The following is an 18,396-nucleotide window of genomic DNA, read 5'->3' as shown; positions in this document are numbered from 1 at the left end:
GAACAGACGGGCCGGCTACACCCCCGTCCGGGCCCCAACCCTCCTGACCTGCGCGGGTATCCGCAGCAAGATCTTCCCTGCCGGGCCTGACGGGCCTGCCGAACCGGTCGAACCGGTCGAGACAGGGAGAGTTGCGATGAGTGGTCACACACGACGCAGGGTGTTGCAGGGCGCGGCCGTCGCGGCGGCGGGCAGTGTGGTGGGGGTGTACGGCGCGGGCGGCCGGGCCGGCACCGCCCAGGCCGCAGCGCGCGGGCTGACCGGAGGGGTTTCGTACCCCTTCCTGGAGGGGCCGTTCGCGCCGGTCACGGAGGAGCTGACGGCCTTCGGTCTGCCGGTGACGGGCCGGATCCCCCGCGAGTTGAACGGCCGTTATCTGCGGGTCGGTCCGAACGTGCTCGGTCTGGAGGATCCGCGGGCGCACCACTGGATGCAGGGCGACGGGATGGTGCACGGTGTCCGGCTGCGCGACGGTCGCGCCGAGTGGTACCGCAATCGCTGGGTCCGATCGGCTTCCGTGGCTGAGAAGTTGGGCGAGACGTATCCCGGCGAGGTGCCGCCCGACGACTTTCCCGCCAACACGCATGTGATCCCGTACAAGGGCCGCATCCTCGCCCTCCAGGAGAGCGGGCCGCTGCCGTACGAACTCGACGGCGACCTCAACACGGTGCGCCCGTACGACTTCCGCTCCACGCTCGAAGGCGCGTTCACGGCCCACACCAAGTACGACGCGCGGGCCGACGAGCTGCACGCCGTCTCGTACTACCCGACCTGGGACCATGTGCGGCATCTCGTGATCGACCACACCGGCAAGGTGGTCCGCGTGACGAGGATCCCGGTCGCGGACGCGCCGATGATGCACGACTTCGCCCTGACGGAGCGTCATGTCGTCATCGTGGACGTCCCGATCACCTTCGACATGGCCGGGGCCGAGGCCGGCGCCACCGTGCCGTACAAGTGGAACAAGCGGCATCCGATGCGGGTCGGTGTCATGCGCCGAACCGGCGGGCCGGTGCGCTGGTTCGAGGTCGATCCGCTCTACTACTCACACACCCTCAACGCCTACGACGAGGGCGACCGGATCGTCATGGACTTCACGTCCATGCCCGCCCCCATGTATGTCGAGGGCCGGAACTACGGCGGTCCTTCGGTGGACGGGACACCCAGCCTCGACCGCTGGACCATCGACCTGGCGCACGGGAGCGTGCGCCATCGGCGGCTCGACGACCGGCCGCAGGAGTTCCCGCGCGTCAACGAGGCCCTGGTCGCGCACCGCAACCGGTACGCGTACTCCGCGTCGGCCGCCGACATGTGGCGGGCCTACGGCACCGTCGACGGCGTACCGCCGGACGGATCCTTCAGCAACGAGCTGATCAAGCACGACCTGTTCCGGGGTACGAGCCAGGTGCGCCGCTTCCCGAAGGGCGCGGCGACGTCGGAGGCCGTCTTCGTACCCGCCCGTACGGCTTCGACTGCGGGTTCGACTGCGGGTTCGGGCTCGGCTTCGACTTCGGCCGAGGACGACGGCTACACGCTGGCCTACGTCCACAACCCCGAGCGCGGCGCCTCCGACCTCGTCATCCTCTCGGCGCAGGACTTCACGGGCCGGCCGGTCGCCCGGATCCACCTGCCGGGGCGGGTGCCGCTGGGATTCCACGGCAGTTGGGTGCCCGACGCGTGACAAGCGGGGATGACGGCCCTGGTCGGTCAGTCCTCGACCAGGACGACCTCCAGCGTGCGCGGTCCGTGCACACCCTCGACCCGGTCCAGCTCGATGTCACTGGTGGCGGAAGGACCCGAGATCCAGGTCAGCGGTCGGGTCGGGTCGAGCCGCGGCATCGCCTGCGGTACGGACGCGACGACCTGCTCGGGTGCCCGCACCACGACGATGTGATGGTCCGGTACGAGGGAGATACGGCGCCTGCCCTGGTCGGGACTGCCGTCCAGAACGATGGTGCCGGTCTCCGCGATGGCCACGGCGCAGCCGGTGACGACGCTGTCGACCTCGTCCAACTCCCGCGCGGTGGAGGCCTCCCGGTCATGGATACGGGTCGGATCGGCGGCGGCGAGCCACTCCGGCGGCAGACCCGGCGGTACGAGCACCGTGCGGGAGCCGTTCTCGGCGAGCAGGCGCATCAGCACGTCCGGGAGCGCTGCGGAGTCGGTGCGGTGGACGAGGGCCCGGTAGTCGGCGAGATTCTCGGCCAGCAGGTCGACCATGCCGGCGTCGGGGGTGTGCGTGTCGAGGTAGTCGCGCGTGACCTCGGGCGCGTCGGGCGCGTCGGCGACGGCCGCGCGGATCCGGGCGAGGACGCGCTCGCGGGAGCCCGGTGCGGGGCTGGTGCTCGTCACGGCTTCGTCCCGTCCGTCTTCGACTGCCGGTTCTTCTTCCACCACTCGCGGAACGGTTCCGCCGGCATCTCCGGCAGCTCCCTGCTCCGCGTCCACGCACCGGCCCCCGGCAGCTTCGACGGGTGCAGCCTCCGGGTCTTCGACGCGGCCCGCTCGCCCGCCCCCAGCACACCGGGATGGTCGAGCACCCATCCCGCCGCCTTCATCGCGGCCTTCTCCAGTCGGTGGCCCTTGCCGCCCTGGTCGGCGACCCGCTCCCGCAGATGGACCAGTACCTCCGGGATGTCGATCGCGACCGGGCACACCTCGTAGCAGGCGCCGCACAGCGACGACGCGTACGGCAGCGAGGCGTCGATCTCGCTCTGGGTGCCGCGGAGTTGGGGGCTGAGGATGGCGCCGATCGGCCCCGGGTAGACGGAGCCGTACGCGTGCCCGCCGGCCCTCTCGTACACCGGACAGACGTTGAGACACGCCGAGCAGCGGATGCAGCGCAGCGCCTGGCGGCCGACCTCGTCGGCGAGGGTGTCGGTGCGGCCGTTGTCGAGCAGGACGAGATGGAAAGTCTGTGGCCCGTCGCCGTCGGCCGTGCCCGTCCAGGTCGAGGTGTACGGATTCATCCGCTCGGCCGTCGACGAGCGCGGCAGCGTCTGGAGGAACACCTCCAGGTCCCGCCAGCTCGGCACCACCTTCTCGATGCCCACCACGGAGATCAGTGTCTCGGGCAGCGTCAGGCACATCCGGCCGTTGCCCTCGGACTCGAAGACGACGAGCGTGCCGGTCTCGGCGACCATGAAGTTGGCTCCGGAGATGCCGACTTTCGCGCGCAGGAACTTCTCGCGGAGGTGGAGGCGTGCCGCCTCGGCGAGGTCCGCCGGGACGTCGGTGAGGCCGTCGGGCGCGGCGCGGCCCCAGTCGGCCATCTTCTCGCGGAAGATGTCGCGGATCTCGCCGCGGTTGCGGTGGATGGCGGGGACGAGGATGTGGGAGGGCCGGTCGTCGCCGAGCTGGACGATCAGTTCGGCGAGGTCGGTCTCGTACGCGGCGATGCCCTCGGCCTCCAGGGCCTCGTTGAGGCCGATCTCCTGGGTGGCCATCGACTTGACCTTGACGACCTCGCTCTCGCCGGTGGCCTTGATCAGGCCGGCGACGATCCGGTTGGCCTCGTCGGCGTCGGCCGCCCAGTGGACGGTGCCGCCGGCGGCCGTGACCTTCTCCTCCAACTGGACGAGATATCGGTCGAGATGGCGCAGCGTGTGGTCCTTGATCTGCTTCCCGGCCTCGCGCAGCTCGGCCCAGTCGGCGAGTTCGGCCACCGCCTTGGCGCGTTTGTCGCGGATGGTGTGGGTGGCGTGGCGCAGATTGCCGCGCAGGGTCTTGTTGTGCACGGCCTCCTTGGCCGCGCGCGGGAAGGACGGCATTCCGACGAACGTCCCGCTCATACGAGGGGCTCCTCTCGGGTGCTCGCCAGGATGTCGGCGAGATGCAGGGCGCGCAGCGGTGCTTCCTCGCGGCGCAGTACGCCCCCGATGTGCATCAGACAGGAGTTGTCGGCGCCGCACAGGACCTCGGCGCCGGTGGAGACGGCGTTGTTGACCTTGTCCTGACCCATGGCGGTCGAGACATCGGAGTTCTTCAGGGCGAAGGTGCCGCCGAAACCGCAGCATTCGTCGGCGCCGGGCAGCTCGCGCAGCTCCAGTCCGTCGACGGCTTCCAGGAGCCGGCGCGGCCGGTCGCCGAGGCCGAGGAGGCGCAGACCGTGACAGGACGGGTGGTAGGTCACGGTGTGCGGGAAGTACGCGCCGACGTCGGTCACTTCGAGGACGTCGACGAGGAACTCGGTCAGCTCGTAGGTGCGGGTGGCGAGGGCGGCGGCGGAGGCGTCGCCGATCTTCGGGTAGTGCTGGCGGACCATGGCGGCGCAGGATCCCGAGGGGGTCACCACGTAGTCGTACCCCTCGAAGGCGGCGGCCGTGCGGCGTACGAGCGGCTCGGTCTCCGCGCGGTAGCCGGTGTTGTACTGAGGCTGTCCGCAACAGGTCTGCGCCGTGGGGAAGTCGACCTCCACCCCGAGGCGTTCGAGGAGCCGCACGGTCGCGATCCCGGTGGACGGATACACCGCGTCGTTGACGCAGGTGACGAAGAGGGCGACACGCATGGCCGGAGCATATGTCGGGGCCCCCGGCGAACGTAAGACCCACGCAGACATCCGATGTATAACGGGAGCGGGAAGGGCCTTCGGTCTCGCGTGGCGGGCATGAGGCAGACTCGGGCCGGTGAGACAGATCTATGTGATCGGCATCGGCGCGGGCGACCCGGACCAGTTGACCCTCCAGGCGGTCAAGGCGCTGAACCGGGTGGACGTCTTCTTCCTCCTCGACAAGGGCGAGGCGAAAGCGGACCTGATCGGGCTGCGGCACGGCATCCTCGCGGAGCACATCGCGGACGGCCGGGAGTACCGGCTGGTCGAGGCGCGCGATCCCGAGCGGGACCGGACGGCCGGTGGCGCCGACTACTCCCCCGCCGTGGGCGACTGGCGCACCCGGCGCGCCGACATCTACGAGCGGATGATCAGCGACGAGCTGGGCGAGGACCAGATCGGCGCGTTCCTGGTGTGGGGCGATCCCGCGCTGTACGACTCCACGCTCGGCATCCTGGACGAGATCCTGGCGCGCGGGACCGTCGGCTTCGAGCACGAGGTGATCCCCGGCATCAGCAGCGTCTCGGCGCTGCTCGCCAAGCACCGCACGGGGCTGAACAGGGTGGCGCGCCCGGTGCAGATCACCACCGGCCGGCGGCTGGCGGAGGCGTGGCCGGAGGGCGTGGACGATGTGGTGGTGATGCTGGACGGGCACCAGTCGTTCCGCCACCATCTGGCGGAGGATCCGGTGATCCACTGGGGCGCGTACGTCGGCACGCCGGACGAGATCCTGGTCTCGGGGCGGCTCTCGGAGGTCGCGGACCGGATCGTGGAGCTACGGGCGGAGGCCCGCGCGCGCAAGGGCTGGATCATGGACACGTATCTGCTGCGGCGGGACGCGCCCGGGGACTGAGCCCGAGGCGGGCGAGTGCGGCTCGTACGTCGCCGACCTCGGGTACTCCTTCGGGCGCAGGCGGCCGTTCGACCATGACCACGGGCAGGCCGAGTTCGCGGGCGGCGGTGAGTTTCGCGGCGGTAGCCTGGCCGCCGCTGTCCTTGGTGACGAGGATGTCCACGCGGTGTTCGAGCAGGAGCGCCGTCTCGCCTTCGAGGGTGTACGGGCCCCGGTCGAGCAGCAGGTGCGTACTGCGGGGCAGGGGCGGCTCGGGCGGTTCCACGGTGCGTACGAGGAAGTGCAGCCCGTCCAGTTCGGGCCCCGCGAAGGCGGCGAGTCCCTGACGGCCGGTGGTGAGGAAGACGCGCCTGCCGCCGAGTGCGGGGAGCTGCGCGGCGGCGTCCGCGAGCGAGCGGGCGGCGTGTCTGCGGTCCCGCGGGTCGGCGGGCCAGCCGGGGCGGCGTAGGGCGAAGTGGTCGGTGCCGGACGCGGCTGCGGCCTGGGCGGCGTGGGCGCTGATGGTGGCGGCGAAGGGGTGCGTGGCGTCCACGAGGACGTCGATACGGTGCGCGACCAGCCACGCGGCGAGCGCGTCGGGTCCGCCGAAGCCACCGACGCGGACATGTCCGGCGGGAGTTCCCGGGTGGGCGACGCGCCCGGCGAGGGAAGTGGTGACGTGCAGGTGCGGGGCTTCGGCGGCGAGCGCGTCGGCGAGCCGCCGGGCTTCGGTGGTGCCGCCGAGGATGAGCACGCGCGGGTCGGTGGGACGGTCGGGCATACGGACGAGGCTACGGGGGCGGCAGGGGTACGAGGAGGCGGGCCCCGCCCCGTACGGCAGTCCAGTCGGTGTCACAGGTGCGCTCCAGGGCGCGGCTGAGCCAGGTCGCCCGGTCCTGCTGTTCATGGCGCAGGTGCGGGAGGTCGATGTGGACGCCGGATGGGGGGCCGGTGGCTTCCAGGGCGGTGACGCGCTCTTCCATCGCGGCGAAGAGTTTGCGGTGGAGGGTGGTCACGGCGGCGATGAAGTCGGTGGTGGGGAGGGTGACACGGCCGTCGTCCACGTCCTCGGCGTGGGTCCAGGCGACGGTCATGAGGTCGTCACCGGATCCACCGACGGTCCGCCACCAGCGGATGTGGGGCGCGGCCCCCAAGTACCCCATGTCGAGACTGTGTTGGCCGTACCAGCCGGCCGCCGCCTCGGTGTCCGGGGAGTCGGCGGGGAGCCAGGTGGAGTGGTCACCGGCGATGAACGGGACCAGGTCTCGTGGCACGGGCTCCAGGGCTAGGGGGAGGGCGTCGAGCAAGTCCTCCCAGAGGCGGACCACGTAGTAGTCGACGTAGGAGCCGTCGGGGTAGCGGAAGAGATGGCGGCCGTCGGCCTCAAGGTCGTACCAGCCGTCGGTGAGGCTGAACCAGGACAGGGAGGGGGTGTCGCCGCCCCAGGGGTGGATGTCGTTCACGGGCGTCAGTCCGAACCGGAATTCGATCACGGGGTGAGTCTCGCAGATGGGGCCGCGCGCCTTGAGACGCCGTCCTAGCATGAGACTTGGAGAACGGCGACGGCTCGGGGGCGCCGTGGGTTGATCGAGAGGGCCAGAGGTCATCAAGGACCGTATCGCCGCCGTCTTCGGGGTCGCTCAGGGCAGCGGCTATCTGCTCTCCGCGCGCCTTGTCCTCACCGCGCGGCATCTGCTGAGTGACGACGAAGCGACGACGGTCGCCGTGCCGGGCGGGTGCGGACGTATCCGCTGCCGGACCTTGTGGGCCGGTGACGCCGAGGAAGGCGACGCGGCGCTGCTGCTCGCGGACGAGGACCTGGTGCCTCCCGGGACCGCCGAGGCGTTCCAGCCCAACCGATTCGGACGCGTCGACGGGCTCACCCCGCTGCTGGACTGCCACGCCCTCGGGTTTCCCCACGTACAGCGCTACGCCGGCCAGAAACTGGACATCGAGCAGTTCCTCGGCACGATCAAGCCGGGGTCCGGCAGCGTGCGCGGCGAGTACGTCGTGGAGGGGACAGGCACACCCCCGGCCGCACGCGAGGACGGCGCGTCACCGTGGGCCGGGATGTCCGGCGCGCCGGTCTTCTCCGGCAGGCACCTCATCGGTGTGGTGACCAGGGACGCGGCGGGCTGGCAGCACGGCCGGCTCAACGCGGTGTCCGTGCACAGACTGGCCGACATCACCGGCTTCACCAACGTGTACCACGTCAACCTCGGCAGCCCCATGCGCTTTACCACCCTGCGCCAAACCCCTGACAACTCGGCCGAGTTCGAGGACCGGTACCGCGCCTACATCGCGGACATGTTCGGCGAACTGCGTATCTTCGGCCTCGACTTCAGCCGGTCCGAACACGCGGAGTGGCCGCTCGACTCCGCCTATCTCAGTCTCGAACTCGTCCACGGCGACGACGGGGAAGGCGCGGCCCCCGAACGCGGCCGGGTCGATTCGGTCCTGCGGGACAGACGGCGCGTGCTGTTGCGCGGCGCGGCCGGCTCCGGCAAGACCACGCTCGTGCAGTGGCTGGCGGTGAACGCCGCTCGTGACTCGTTTCCCGACCAACTCGCCCACCTCGGCGGACGCGTCCCCGTCGTCCTGCCGCTGCGCACCCTGGTGCGCGGTGCGGCGCTGCCGACTCCCGCCGATTTCCTCAGCGCGGCGGGGCATCCGCTGAACCCTCCCGAAGGGTGGATGGACGGGGTGCTCACGGAGGGGCGGGGGCTGCTTCTCGTGGACGGTGTGGACGAGATGCCGGAGACGGACCGCGCCCGGACGAAGGAGTGGCTGCTGAAGCTGCTCACCGCCTATCCGCGTACGGCCGTGGTGGTGACCACCCGGCCGACGGCGGTGGACGACGGGTGGCTCAGCCGGAAGGACTTCGCCGAGTTCCAGTTGCTGCCGATGAACCACCGGGACGTCGCCGCGTTCGTACGGCGCTGGCACAACGCGGCGCGCTCGATCACCCCGGGCCTGCCCGAGCGCGCCGAACTCGACGCGTACGAGGCGCAGTTGCTCACCACACTGCCAAGGAAGCAGGACTTGGCCCGGCTCGCCACCAATCCCCTCATGTGCGCGATGATCTGTGCCCTGCACCGGGATCGAAGGGGGTTCCTGCCGGACAGCAGGATGAAGCTGTACGGCGCGGCGCTGACGATGCTCCTGGTCCGGCGCGACCACGAACGGGCGATCGTGGCGCCGGAGGGGCTGACGCTCTCCGAGGATGCGCAGCAGAAAATCCTTCAGGAGATCGCTTACTGGATGGTCCGCAACGAGATCGCGGAGGCGGAGCAGGATGACGTGATCGGGCTGATCTCCCGGCTTCTGCCGGCCATGCCTCAGGTGGCGACACCCGAGGACGCCCCACGGGTCTTCCGCTTCCTGCTGCACCGGAGCGGCGTCCTGCGGGCGCCGACGACGAGCACGGTGGACTTCATTCATCGGACGTTTCTGGACTATCTGGGGGCGCGGGCGGCCATCGAGGCGCAGGACATCAACATGATCGCCTCGCACGCCCATGAGCCGCAGTGGGAGGACATCGTCCGGATGGCTGTGGGCCACGCGCGGGACGGTGAACGGGCGGCATTACTCACCAAGCTCGTGGCGTTGGGGGATGCCGTTTCCGAGACCTCGCACAACATCAAGGCGCGGATTCACCTGCTGGCCGCGGCGAGTCTGGAGCACGCGACAAGTCTCGATCCCGATGTCCGGTCGGAGGTGGAGCAGCGAGCCGGCGCGCTGATCCCGCCCAGAACCAGGGACGAGGCCAAGCAGTTGGCCGATGCCGGACCTCTGGTGTTGAACCTGCTGCCCGGACCAGCAGGGCTGACAGACGAGGAAGCAGTGGCTGTCGTGACGACTGCCCGGCTGATAGGCGGGGACCACGCCCTATTGCTGCTACAGGAGTACACAGATCATCCGGCCCCCTTGGTGCGGCTCCAGCTTGCCCTCGGCTGGACAAGTTTCGACGTGATCACCTACGTCGAACGCATCCTTGCCCGCACTGCCATCGTTGATGTCGCCGTCCCCGTGCAGTCCGCGGAACAACTTGCCTCCGTGCACCTTCTGGGCATCGTCCCCCATGTCGCTTTCCGCGGGAATCTGAGCCCCGAGGGGATGGCGAATGCCGCCGATACGGTGCGAGCAGAGAGGATCATCATTCTCGACAATCACCGGCTGAGGAATCTTTCGGCATTCGCTGAAAGAGTCGGGCCGATCACGTCGCTGGAACTGACCCATTGCCCTCAGGTGAACGACTACAGCGCCATCGCAGACCTCGGCCTCCGGCAGCTCTCGCTGCGCGACCCCATGAGACCGGGATCGCCGTCCGGACTCAACTCCCCGGCCGCCCAGGCCCAATCGGTCAGAATGGGCAGCCCCTCAAGGGATCCCGGCATCCTCGACCTGCCGGCCGGCTTACCTGCTCTCCCGTCCGTCACCTGGCTCGATGTCGCTCTGAAGATCGACAGGAACGTACACGCGAGACGACTCCAGGAGCGCTTTCCGAATCTGCGTCAACTGATCCTGCGTCTTGCGTCCACCGAATCCGTCACCGTGGACCTCGCCGCACTCAAATGGATTCCGTCGGTCGAAGTCACGCTCATCGGCGAAAGCGTACGGCTCAAGGGCGGCAAGTCCCTTTCCGTCATCCGCTATCCCTCACGCGAAGAGGCCCCACTATGACCCCCGCCCCCCTCCCCCGCATCGACCTCACCCAGGCCGTCCAGGCCGTCCGCGACCAGCTCATGGCCGCCGCCGCGACCGGCGTCGGCCAGGAACTCCGCTTCGATGTCGGCGAGATCCAGATGGAGTTCGCCGTCGAGCTGCGGCACGACGCCGGCGTCAAGGGTGGTGTCAAAGCCTGGGTGGTCTCCGCCGACGCCGAGAGGAGCAGCGGGACCTCCCACACCCACAAGGTCGCCTTCACGCTCAAGCCCAAGGACGCCCGTACCGGCGGGGATTGGGAGATCGGCGACGACGGGCCGGAGGCCGACATCTCCGCGTTCGGCACCGGCGGGTAGAGAGGGCGACTACGCGCCCCAGCCCGCCTGCTCTCCGCCCACCCGCTCCGCCACGATCTTCTTGCCGTAGCCGGACGCGTGGTACGCCGCCACCGGGTCCGCGTCCGCGCCCAGTTCGGCGCGGACCTCGGCCACCAGCGGGCGTACGTCGGTGTTGTAGGCGTCCATCAGTGCCGCGTTCGCCGCCAGGACGTCGCCGTCCCGTTGGGCGGCGGCCAGGGCATCGGCGTCGACGAGCAGCGCCTTCGCCGTCGCTTCCTGGACGTTCATCACCGAGCGGATGACCGCGGGGACCTTCTCCTCGATGTTGTGGCACTGGTCGAGCATGAAGGCGATGTCCGACGTGAGCCCGCCGCCCCGGATCACCTCGTACATGATCCGGAACAGCTGGAACGGATCGGCCGCGCCGGCCATCAGGTCGTCGTCCGCGTAAAAGCGGGAGTTGAAGTCGAAGCCGCCGAGCTTTCCCTCCCGCAGCAGGATCGCCACGATGAACTCGATGTTCGTGCCGGGCGCGTGGTGGCCCGTGTCGACCACGACCTGCGCCTTGTCGCCGAGGCGCAGGCAGTGGGCGTAGGCCGTGCCCCAGTCCGGTACGTCGGTGGTGTAGAAGGCGGGCTCGAAGAGCTTGTACTCCACCAGCATCCGCTGGTCGTCGCCGAGCCGGGCGTACACGGCGTCCAGCGCCTCCGAGAGACGGTCCTGGCGGGCGCGGATGTCGTCCTGGCCGGGGTAGTTGGTGCCGTCGGAGAACCAGAGCTTCAGGTCGCGTGAGCCCGTCGCGTCCATGATGTCGACGCACTCCATGAGATGCCCGAGCGCCTTGCGGCGCACCGCCGCGTCCGGGTGGCAGACGCTGCCGAGCTTGTAGTCGTCGTCCTGGAAGACGTTGGCGTTGACGGTGCCGAGCCGGACCCCGCGCTCGGCGGCGTACGCAGCCAGTGCGCCGTAGTCGTCGACCTTGTCCCAGGGGATGTGGAGCGCGACGGTGGGCGCGACACCGGTGTGGGCGTGCACGCGGGCCGCGTCGTCCAGCTTCTCCTCGGGGGTACGGGGGACTCCTGGCCGGGCGAAGACCTTGAACCGGGTCCCGCTGTTGCCGTACGCCCAGGACGGCGTCTCGACGGCCTGAGCCGCGAGGGCCGCCTTCACGGCGGAGATGTCGGATTGGCGGCTCGTCATCTCTCAACGCTCCATTCAGCAGACCATGAATCGATTCATCATGGGCGATGATGAGCCGGGCCAACCGACGTGTCAAGGCCCTCACTCACCGGCACCGGACCGACCGATGGACCGCACGGAAGAGACGAGGCTTTCCGCTGCACGCCCATTGACGCGAAGCGCTCGGCCCGTCTAGCTTCCGGAAAAGTTGAATCCTTTCACGACTGACCACATCAGCCCCGTCGAGGAGCCCGCCATGGAAAAGCCCGACAAGGGCCCGGCCCCTGTCCTGGCGCTGAGAGGAGTCTCCAAATCCTTCGGAGCCGTACGGGCCCTGCACGACGTCTCCCTGGAGCTGCGGTCCGGTGAGATCCACGCCCTGGCCGGCGAGAACGGTGCGGGCAAGTCAACTCTGATCAAGACGCTCGCCGGAGTCCACCGCCCCGACGAGGGAGATCTCCTCCTCGCCGGCGAATCCGTCGTCTTCCACGGCCCCGCCGACGCCAGGGACGCCGGGATCGCCGTCATCTACCAGGAACCGACGCTCTTCCCCGATCTCTCCATCGCCGAGAACATCTTCATGGGCCGTCAGCCCCGGCGCTCCGCCGGTCGTATCGACCGCAAGGCCGTCCACCGCGCGACGGCCGGTCTGATGAGCAGGCTCGGCGTCGCGCTCGATCCGCAGCGGCCCGCGCGCGGACTGTCCATCGCCGACCAGCAGATCGTGGAGATCGCCAAGGCGCTCTCCTTCGACGCGCGCGTCCTGATCATGGACGAGCCGACGGCCGCGCTCACCGGCAGTGAGACCGCCCGGCTGTTCGCGGTGGTACGGACGCTGCGCGCGGAAGGCGCGGCGGTTCTGTTCATCTCGCACCGGCTGGAGGAGATCTTCGGGCTCTGCTCGCACGTCACCACCCTGCGCGACGGCCGGCACATCGCCTCCGAGTCGCTCGACGGGCTCACCGAGGACGATCTGGTACGCCGGATGGTCGGCCGCGATCTGGACGACCTGTATCCCAAGGCGGCGGCCGAGCCGGGCTCGACGGTGCTCTCCGTGCGCCGGCTGACCCGTGAAGGGGTCTTCGGGGACGTGTCGTTCGAGGTGCGGCGAGGTGAGATCGTCGCGCTGGCCGGGCTGGTGGGCGCGGGGCGCAGCGAGGTCGCGCAGGCCGTCTTCGGGGTGGATCGCGCCGACGCGGGCGAGGTGCGGGTCGACGGCCGGGTGCTGCCCGCCGGTTCGCCCACGGCGGCGATGGACGCGGGGCTCGCGCTCGTTCCGGAGGACCGGCGGCAGCGCGGTCTGGTGATGGAGATGTCCATCGAGCGGAACATCGGGCTGACGGGACTGCGCGGCGTACGCAGGCGTGGACTGGTCAGCCGGACGTTGGAACACGGGCGCGCCGCCGACTGGGCGGTGAGGCTCCAGCTCAAGTACAACAAGCTCGCCGATCCGGTGTCCGTCCTGTCCGGGGGCAATCAGCAGAAGGTCGTCCTCGCGAAGTGGCTGGCCACCGACCCGGCCGTGCTGATCGTGGACGAGCCGACGCGCGGCATCGACGTCGGTACTAAGGCCGAGGTCCACCGGCTGCTCTCGGCACTGGCCGCCGACGGACTCGCCGTGCTGATGGTGTCGTCCGATCTTCCCGAGGTGCTGCGGATGGCGGACCGGATCCTGGTGATGCACGAGGGGCGGCTCGCCGCCGAGATACCGCGCGAGCGGGCGACGGAGGAGGCGGTGATGGCCGCGGCCACCGGGCGTACGCCTGGGGACGGTTCCGGGAACGGTGCCGGGGACGGTTCCGCCGGCGGGACGGACGCGGGCGCGTCCGGCACCGGCGAAGACGGCACAGGCACGGGCACAGTCGACACCGGCGGAACCGGCACCGGCACCGGCACCGGGCGTACGGCGGAGAAGGAGCCGACGTCATGACCACCACTCTCGACAAGCCCACCCCCGATTCCGGCCCCGAGCCCACCCCGCGGGCGCCCGCCGATGAGGGCCGGTCGGCCCGGTCGCTGGTCGACGCCGTCTTCCGGGCCCGTGAGATCGCGATCGGCGGCGCCCTCGCACTGCTGATCCTCGGTACCTGGCTCGCCAACCCCGGCTTCCTCGACGACCAGGGCGTCAAGGATCTGCTCCTCAACTCCTCGATCCTCGTCCTGCTCGCCGTCGGTCAGTCCGTCGTCGTGATGACGCGCAACATCGACCTGTCGGTCGGCTCGGTCGTGGGTCTCACGGCGTTCGCCTGCGGCCACTTCGTCTCCGGCACCGACCACAGCGCGCTCACCGTCGTCCTGCTCGGGATCGCCCTCGGCACCGTCTGCGGGCTGGTCAGCGGCGCGCTCGTCAGCTTCGGCCGGGTGCCCGCGCTCGTGGTGACGCTCGGGATGCTCTACATCATCCAGGGCATCGACCACGCCTGGGCGCACGGCGAGCAGATCAACGCCGTCAACGTGCCCGACGGGGTGCTCTCCCTCGGCTCGGGCAGCGTCCTGGGCATTCCGTATCTGCCGCTGATCTCCGCCGCCGTACTCGCCGCGACCGGCTACTTCCTGCGCACGTACCGCAGTGGACGTGAGCTGTACGCGATCGGATCCAGCCCCGAGGCCGCGCGGCTGGCGGGGATTCCCGTCCGGCGCCGGATCCTCGCCGCGTACGCCTTCTCCGGCGCCATCGCGGGCTTCGCCGGCGCGCTGTGGCTCGCCCGCTTCGGCACGGTCGTCGCGGACGCCGCCAACGGCTGGGAGCTGACCGTCGTCAGCGCCGTCGTCGTCGGCGGGGTCGCCATCACGGGCGGTACGGGGAGTGTCTGGGGCGCGGCGCTCGGCGCGCTGCTGCTCACCACCATCGGCAGCGCACTGGTCGTCCTCAAGGTCGATTCCTTCTGGCAACAGGCCATCACCGGCGTGCTGTTGCTCGCGGCCATCACCACCGACCGCGTGGTGCAGGTGCGTACGACCAGCGCGCTCAGGAAGAGGAGCCGACGATGACGGCGAAAACAGCGACGACGGCGCGAACAACGAAGACGACCAGGACGGCGAAGACGGCGATGGCGAGGTATCTGCGCTGGGACACGGCCGTCGGCATCCTGCTGATCGCGGTGTTCCTCGCCGGGACCGGCACCACGGACGGCTTCGCCAACACCGACAATCTCTCGGCCGCGCTCGGCGACGTCTCCGAGATCGCGCTCATCGCGCTGCCGATGACACTGCTGGTGGTCGCCGGACAGGTGGATCTCTCCGTCGCGTCGATGCTGGGGCTCTCCAGCGCGCTCGCCGGTTCGCTCTGGCAGGCGGGTTTCGCCTTCGAACTGATCGTGCCGCTCTGCCTGTTGGCGGGCGCGGTCGGCGGGCTGCTGAACGGCTGGCTGGTCACCCGCGTCGGGCTGCCCTCGCTGGCCGTCACCATCGGCACGCTCACGCTCTACCGGGGGCTGGCGTCGGTCATCCTCGGCGACGAGGCGGTGGCGGACTTCCCCGAGACGTACGCCCAGTACGCGGCGTACACCCAGACGGTGCCCGGCACCTTCGTCCCGTATCCGGTGGCGCTGTTCGCGGTGCTCGCGGTGATTACGGCTATCGCCCTGCACTGCACGGGATTCGGCCGTTCGCTGTTCGCGATCGGCGCGCAGGAGGACGCCGCGTGGTTCGCGGGCATCCGGGTCAAGCGGCTCAAGCTGGTGCTGTTCGTGGTGTCCGGTCTCGTCGCGTCGTTCGCCGGGATCGTCTACACCCTGCGCTACGGCAGCGCCCGCGCCGACAACGGGCTCGGTCTCGAACTGGTCGTCATCGCCTCGGTGTTGCTCGGCGGCGTCGACTTCGACGGCGGCAAGGGCACGCTCGGCGGCGCCGTCGCGGGAGTGCTGCTGATCGGGCTCCTGACGAATCTGCTGACCCTGAACGACATCTCCAACGAGATCCAGGTGATCGTCACCGGACTGCTGCTCGTCGCCTCCGTGCTGACTCCCCGGGTCGTCGCCGTGCTCGCCGAGCGCCGGCATCGGCGTACGGCGGCCGAGGAATCCGTTCCGGTCTCCGCCGCGCCCTGACTTCTCCGTTCCCCACCCTCCCGAAAGGCACCCACCATGCTGTCGCAGGCCCGCTCACGACGCCGCGCCGTCGTCACCGCATCCGCCGCGCTCTGTGCCCTGACACTCGCCGTGTCCGGCTGCTCGGGCACGACGAAGGACTCCGTCAAGGACGACGCCCCGGCGAAGGCGGGCGACACCGAGGCGAATCCGGACGCCCCGCTGAAGAAGGGGCTGAAGATCGCCTTCCTGCCCAAACAGATCAACAACCCGTACGAGAAGATCGTCGACGACGCGGGGATCGCGGCGGCCGGGGAGATCGGCGCCACCGGCAAGGAGGTCGGGCCCTCCAACGCGAAGGCGTCGTCGCAGGTGTCGTACATCAACACCCTCATCCAGCAGAGGCAGGACGCGATCCTCATCGCGGCGAACGACCCGAACGCGGTCTGCGGCCCGCTCAAGCAGGCGATGAAGCAGGACATCAAGGTGGTGGCGTACGACTCCGACACCGCCAAGGACTGCCGCCAGCTCTTCATCAACCAGGCCAGCTCCGAAGAGATCGGCCGCAGCCAGGTCCGCAACATCGCGAAGCAGCTCGGCAACAAGGGCGAGATCGCGATCCTGTCGGCGACGCAGAACGCGACGAACCAGAACACCTGGATCGAGTTCATGAAGGACGAGCTGACGAAGCCCGAGTACAAGGACATGAAGCTGGTGAAGGTCGCGTACGGGGACGACCAGGACCAGAAGTCCTTCCAGGAGACCCAGGGGCTGCTCAAGGCGTATCCGAACCTCAAGGGGATCATCTCGCCGACGACGGTGGGCATCGCGGCGGCGGCCCGCTACATCGGCGACTCCTCGTACAAGGGGAAAGTCGTCCTGAACGGCCTCGGCACGCCCAACCAGATGCGCAAGTACATCGAGAACGGCACGCTCGAACAGTTCTCCCTGTGGGACCCGAAGAAGCTCGGCTACCTCGGTACGTACGCGGCGGCGGCACTCGCGTCCGGGCAGATCACCGGGGCCGAGGGCGAGAAGTTCAAGGCGGGCGACCTGGGCGAGTACACGATCGGCAAGGACGGTGAGATCATCCTCGGCCCGCCGACGGTCTTCGACGCCAAGAACATCGGCGACTTCGACTTCTGAGCGGCCCGATGAACGCGGCAGCCACCCCCCGCCGTGCCGGGTACCGCGCACGGCGGGGGCCGGTGACCCTCGCGGCACCGGGCCGGTGCGGGGACAGTCGCCACGGATCGGTCGCCACGGTGGGTAAAGTGGGCGAAGGCCCGCTGCTGGAGATCGACAACACCACCTCGCGTGTCGACCTCGCCCGCGACCCGGGTGGGCGCACCGACGCGTGGAGTACGAGCGGAGTGGGACACCAGTGGGCGCTCGCCCCCGGCGACATCATTCCGGAGCCGCGCGCGTCGGCCGGTCTGAGCGGTCTGGAGCGGGTGGAGGTCACTGACTGATGGCGCAATCGGTGGGTATCAAGGACGTCGCCCGGGTGGCGGGCGTCTCCGTCGGCACGGTGTCGAACGTGATCAACCGGCCGGACTCCGTGGCCGAGGAGACCCGGGCGAGGGTGCTGTCCACCATCGAGCGTCTTGGCTACGTACGCAGCGAGTCGGCCCGCCATCTGCGCGCGGGCCGCAGCCGCATCATCGCGCTGCTGGTCCTCGACATGGCGAACCCGTTCTTCGTGGATGTGGCCACCGGCGCGGAGCGGGCGGCCCGCCAGTCCGGACTCGGCGTGATGCTCTGCAACAGCGCGCAGAGCAGCAGCGAGGAGGCCGAGTATCTGGGGCTGTTCAGCGAGCAGCGGGTGCGCGGCGTGCTGATCACACCGACGGACGAGACGGGCCGGAATCTGGAGAGCTTCCGGCGGCAGGACATCCCGTACGTGTTCGTGGACCGGGTGGTGCCGAGCACCGAGGGCTGTTCGGTGTCCGTGGACGATGTCACCGGCGGGGCACTGGCGATGCGGCACCTCCTCGCCCAGGGGCACACGGACATCGCGTACGTGTCGGGGCCGCTGCATCTCGCGCAGTGCCGTGACCGGCGGGCGGGCGCGCTGCTGGCGCTGGAGGAGGCCGGGCTGCCGGCCGACCGGCTGCGGGTGGTGGAGGCGGAGCGGCTGGACGTGTCCGCGGGGCGTGACTCCGGGGCGCGGCTGCTGGGGCTGCACAACAGGCCGAGCGCGGTGTTCTGCGCGAACGACCTGCTGGCCCTGGGGGTGCTTCAGTCGATGTACGGGGCGGGGGTGGCGGTCCCCGACGAGATGGCGCTCGTGGGCTACGACGACATCGAGTTCGCGTCGGCCGCGGCCGTACCGCTCACATCGGTGCGGCAGCCCGCCTCGCAGATGGGGCGGCTCGCGGCGGAGCTGCTGATCGAGGAGACGGGCGAGTCGGCGGCCGAGCACCGGCACCAACGGATCGTGCTGCAACCGGAGTTGGTGGTACGGGAGTCCTCGATGCCGCGCGCCGGCGGCGGGCACCGGAACTGAGGCTCCGTCACCAACCCTGATCTGCGGGGGCGGTCTCCCAGGCCGCGCGGACGGGGGCGTTGGGCCGGCGCCTGCCGCCACCGGGCGGGCAGGGCACTCCGCGCGCTCTCGCCGACGGGTCGCGAGTTCCCCCCTCCGTCGCTGACGGCCGCGTGTACGGCTCTCGTCGCCGACGGCCGCGCGTACCGCCCTCGTCGCCGACGGCCGGCTGTTCCGCCCCGTCACCGGGCAGGCCGCGCGTGCCGCCCTCGTCGCCGGGCGGGCTCGACGGCCCGGCCGGCGACGGGGGCGGCGGC

Annotated in this window: 16 protein-coding genes; 10 read left to right on the top strand and 6 right to left on the bottom strand. The window is 70.1% G+C overall.

Translation table 11 applies throughout. The features are described 5' to 3' along the window. The first annotated feature begins 136 nt into the window (after positions 1–136). A complete protein-coding gene (locus ACFYNU_RS19970; RefSeq protein WP_356591413.1) occupies positions 137–1,681 on the top strand; it encodes a carotenoid oxygenase family protein in 1,545 nt (514 codons plus the stop codon). A gap of 26 nt (positions 1,682–1,707) precedes the next feature. On the opposite strand, the gene ACFYNU_RS19965 is transcribed toward ACFYNU_RS19970, so the two are convergent. Genes ACFYNU_RS19965 through ACFYNU_RS19955 form a run of 3 tightly spaced genes read right to left on the bottom strand, consistent with a single transcriptional unit; the run spans position 1,708 to position 4,507 of the window. Next, a complete protein-coding gene (locus ACFYNU_RS19965; protein WP_356591415.1) occupies positions 1,708–2,352 on the bottom strand; it encodes a lactate utilization protein C in 645 nt (214 codons plus the stop codon). Then, entirely contained in the window at positions 2,349–3,791 is a 1,443-nt protein-coding gene (locus ACFYNU_RS19960; protein ID WP_356591417.1) for a LutB/LldF family L-lactate oxidation iron-sulfur protein, read from the bottom strand. Before ACFYNU_RS19960 ends, ACFYNU_RS19965 begins: the two co-directional genes overlap by 4 nt. After that, positions 3,788–4,507 (bottom strand): (Fe-S)-binding protein, encoded by a 720-nt coding sequence (locus ACFYNU_RS19955; protein WP_356591419.1) that lies wholly within the window; start codon positions 4,505–4,507, stop codon positions 3,788–3,790. Before ACFYNU_RS19955 ends, ACFYNU_RS19960 begins: the two co-directional genes overlap by 4 nt. Positions 4,508–4,625: 118 nt before the next feature. Here ACFYNU_RS19955 and cobF point away from each other — a divergent pair, with 118 nt between their 5' ends. Next, complete coding sequence (gene cobF / locus ACFYNU_RS19950; RefSeq protein WP_356591421.1) at positions 4,626–5,402, top strand: precorrin-6A synthase (deacetylating); 777 nt, start codon at positions 4,626–4,628, stop codon at positions 5,400–5,402. Here the strand turns inward: cobF and ACFYNU_RS19945 are convergent. After that, entirely contained in the window at positions 5,359–6,162 is an 804-nt protein-coding gene (locus ACFYNU_RS19945; protein ID WP_356591423.1) for a cobalt-precorrin-6A reductase, read from the bottom strand. The two genes, cobF and ACFYNU_RS19945, sit on opposite strands and share 44 nt — an antisense overlap. Positions 6,163–6,172: 10 nt before the next feature. Continuing rightward, entirely contained in the window at positions 6,173–6,874 is a 702-nt protein-coding gene (locus ACFYNU_RS19940; RefSeq protein WP_356591424.1) for a DUF5984 family protein, read from the bottom strand. Positions 6,875–6,986: 112 nt separating this feature from the next. Between ACFYNU_RS19940 and ACFYNU_RS19935 the strand changes: the two genes are divergently transcribed. Beyond that, complete coding sequence (locus ACFYNU_RS19935) at positions 6,987–10,064, top strand: NACHT domain-containing protein (protein ID WP_388766939.1); 3,078 nt, start codon at positions 6,987–6,989, stop codon at positions 10,062–10,064. Next, a complete protein-coding gene (locus tag ACFYNU_RS19930) occupies positions 10,061–10,402 on the top strand; it encodes a trypco2 family protein (protein ID WP_356591425.1) in 342 nt (113 codons plus the stop codon). The genes ACFYNU_RS19935 and ACFYNU_RS19930 overlap by 4 nt, the downstream gene beginning before the upstream one ends. A gap of 9 nt (positions 10,403–10,411) precedes the next feature. On the opposite strand, the gene rhaI is transcribed toward ACFYNU_RS19930, so the two are convergent. After that, complete coding sequence (rhaI, locus tag ACFYNU_RS19925) at positions 10,412–11,584, bottom strand: L-rhamnose isomerase (RefSeq protein WP_356591427.1); 1,173 nt, start codon at positions 11,582–11,584, stop codon at positions 10,412–10,414. 235 nt (positions 11,585–11,819) lie between these two features. Between rhaI and ACFYNU_RS19920 the strand changes: the two genes are divergently transcribed. From ACFYNU_RS19920 to ACFYNU_RS19895, 6 genes are all read left to right on the top strand, one after another. Then, positions 11,820–13,493, top strand: coding sequence for a sugar ABC transporter ATP-binding protein (locus ACFYNU_RS19920; RefSeq protein WP_356591429.1), 1,674 nt, complete (start codon positions 11,820–11,822; stop codon positions 13,491–13,493). Beyond that, positions 13,490–14,554: an ABC transporter permease gene (locus ACFYNU_RS19915; RefSeq protein WP_356591431.1), complete on the top strand. Its 1,065-nt coding sequence runs from the start codon at positions 13,490–13,492 to the stop codon at positions 14,552–14,554. Before ACFYNU_RS19920 ends, ACFYNU_RS19915 begins: the two co-directional genes overlap by 4 nt. A 59-nt stretch (positions 14,555–14,613) precedes the next feature. Beyond that, the gene (locus tag ACFYNU_RS19910) at positions 14,614–15,612 is read left to right on the top strand and encodes an ABC transporter permease (protein WP_356591524.1); all 999 of its coding nucleotides are present in this window, start codon (positions 14,614–14,616) and stop codon (positions 15,610–15,612) included. Positions 15,613–15,648: 36 nt separating this feature from the next. Then, positions 15,649–16,737 (top strand): rhamnose ABC transporter substrate-binding protein, encoded by a 1,089-nt coding sequence (rhaS, locus tag ACFYNU_RS19905; RefSeq protein ID WP_356591433.1) that lies wholly within the window; start codon positions 15,649–15,651, stop codon positions 16,735–16,737. Between the two features lie 128 nt (positions 16,738–16,865). Then, positions 16,866–17,063, top strand: coding sequence for a hypothetical protein (locus tag ACFYNU_RS19900; RefSeq protein ID WP_356591435.1), 198 nt, complete (start codon positions 16,866–16,868; stop codon positions 17,061–17,063). After that, complete coding sequence (locus ACFYNU_RS19895; RefSeq protein ID WP_356591437.1) at positions 17,063–18,100, top strand: LacI family DNA-binding transcriptional regulator; 1,038 nt, start codon at positions 17,063–17,065, stop codon at positions 18,098–18,100. Before ACFYNU_RS19900 ends, ACFYNU_RS19895 begins: the two co-directional genes overlap by 1 nt. Positions 18,101–18,396: the final 296 nt, after the last annotated feature.

This window comes from Streptomyces sp. NPDC006643, from assembly GCF_042870175.1.
GTDB lineage: Bacteria > Actinomycetota > Actinomycetes > Streptomycetales > Streptomycetaceae > Streptomyces.
Note: the sequence above shows the minus strand (reverse complement) of the source record. Positions and strands in the feature narration are given on the sequence as shown.

Coding starts and splice junctions, on each gene's coding strand:
- ACFYNU_RS19970 (WP_356591413.1), top strand. CDS start 137: ATGAGTGGTCACACACGACGCAGGGTGTTGCAGGGCGCGGCCGTCGCG.
- ACFYNU_RS19960 (WP_356591417.1), bottom strand. CDS start 3,791: ATGAGCGGGACGTTCGTCGGAATGCCGTCCTTCCCGCGCGCGGCCAAG.
- ACFYNU_RS19955 (WP_356591419.1), bottom strand. CDS start 4,507: ATGCGTGTCGCCCTCTTCGTCACCTGCGTCAACGACGCGGTGTATCCG.
- ACFYNU_RS19945 (WP_356591423.1), bottom strand. CDS start 6,162: ATGCCCGACCGTCCCACCGACCCGCGCGTGCTCATCCTCGGCGGCACC.
- ACFYNU_RS19930 (WP_356591425.1), top strand. CDS start 10,061: ATGACCCCCGCCCCCCTCCCCCGCATCGACCTCACCCAGGCCGTCCAG.
- rhaI (WP_356591427.1), bottom strand. CDS start 11,584: ATGACGAGCCGCCAATCCGACATCTCCGCCGTGAAGGCGGCCCTCGCG.
- ACFYNU_RS19920 (WP_356591429.1), top strand. CDS start 11,820: ATGGAAAAGCCCGACAAGGGCCCGGCCCCTGTCCTGGCGCTGAGAGGA.
- ACFYNU_RS19915 (WP_356591431.1), top strand. CDS start 13,490: ATGACCACCACTCTCGACAAGCCCACCCCCGATTCCGGCCCCGAGCCC.
- ACFYNU_RS19910 (WP_356591524.1), top strand. CDS start 14,614: ATGGCGAGGTATCTGCGCTGGGACACGGCCGTCGGCATCCTGCTGATC.
- rhaS (WP_356591433.1), top strand. CDS start 15,649: ATGCTGTCGCAGGCCCGCTCACGACGCCGCGCCGTCGTCACCGCATCC.
- ACFYNU_RS19895 (WP_356591437.1), top strand. CDS start 17,063: ATGGCGCAATCGGTGGGTATCAAGGACGTCGCCCGGGTGGCGGGCGTC.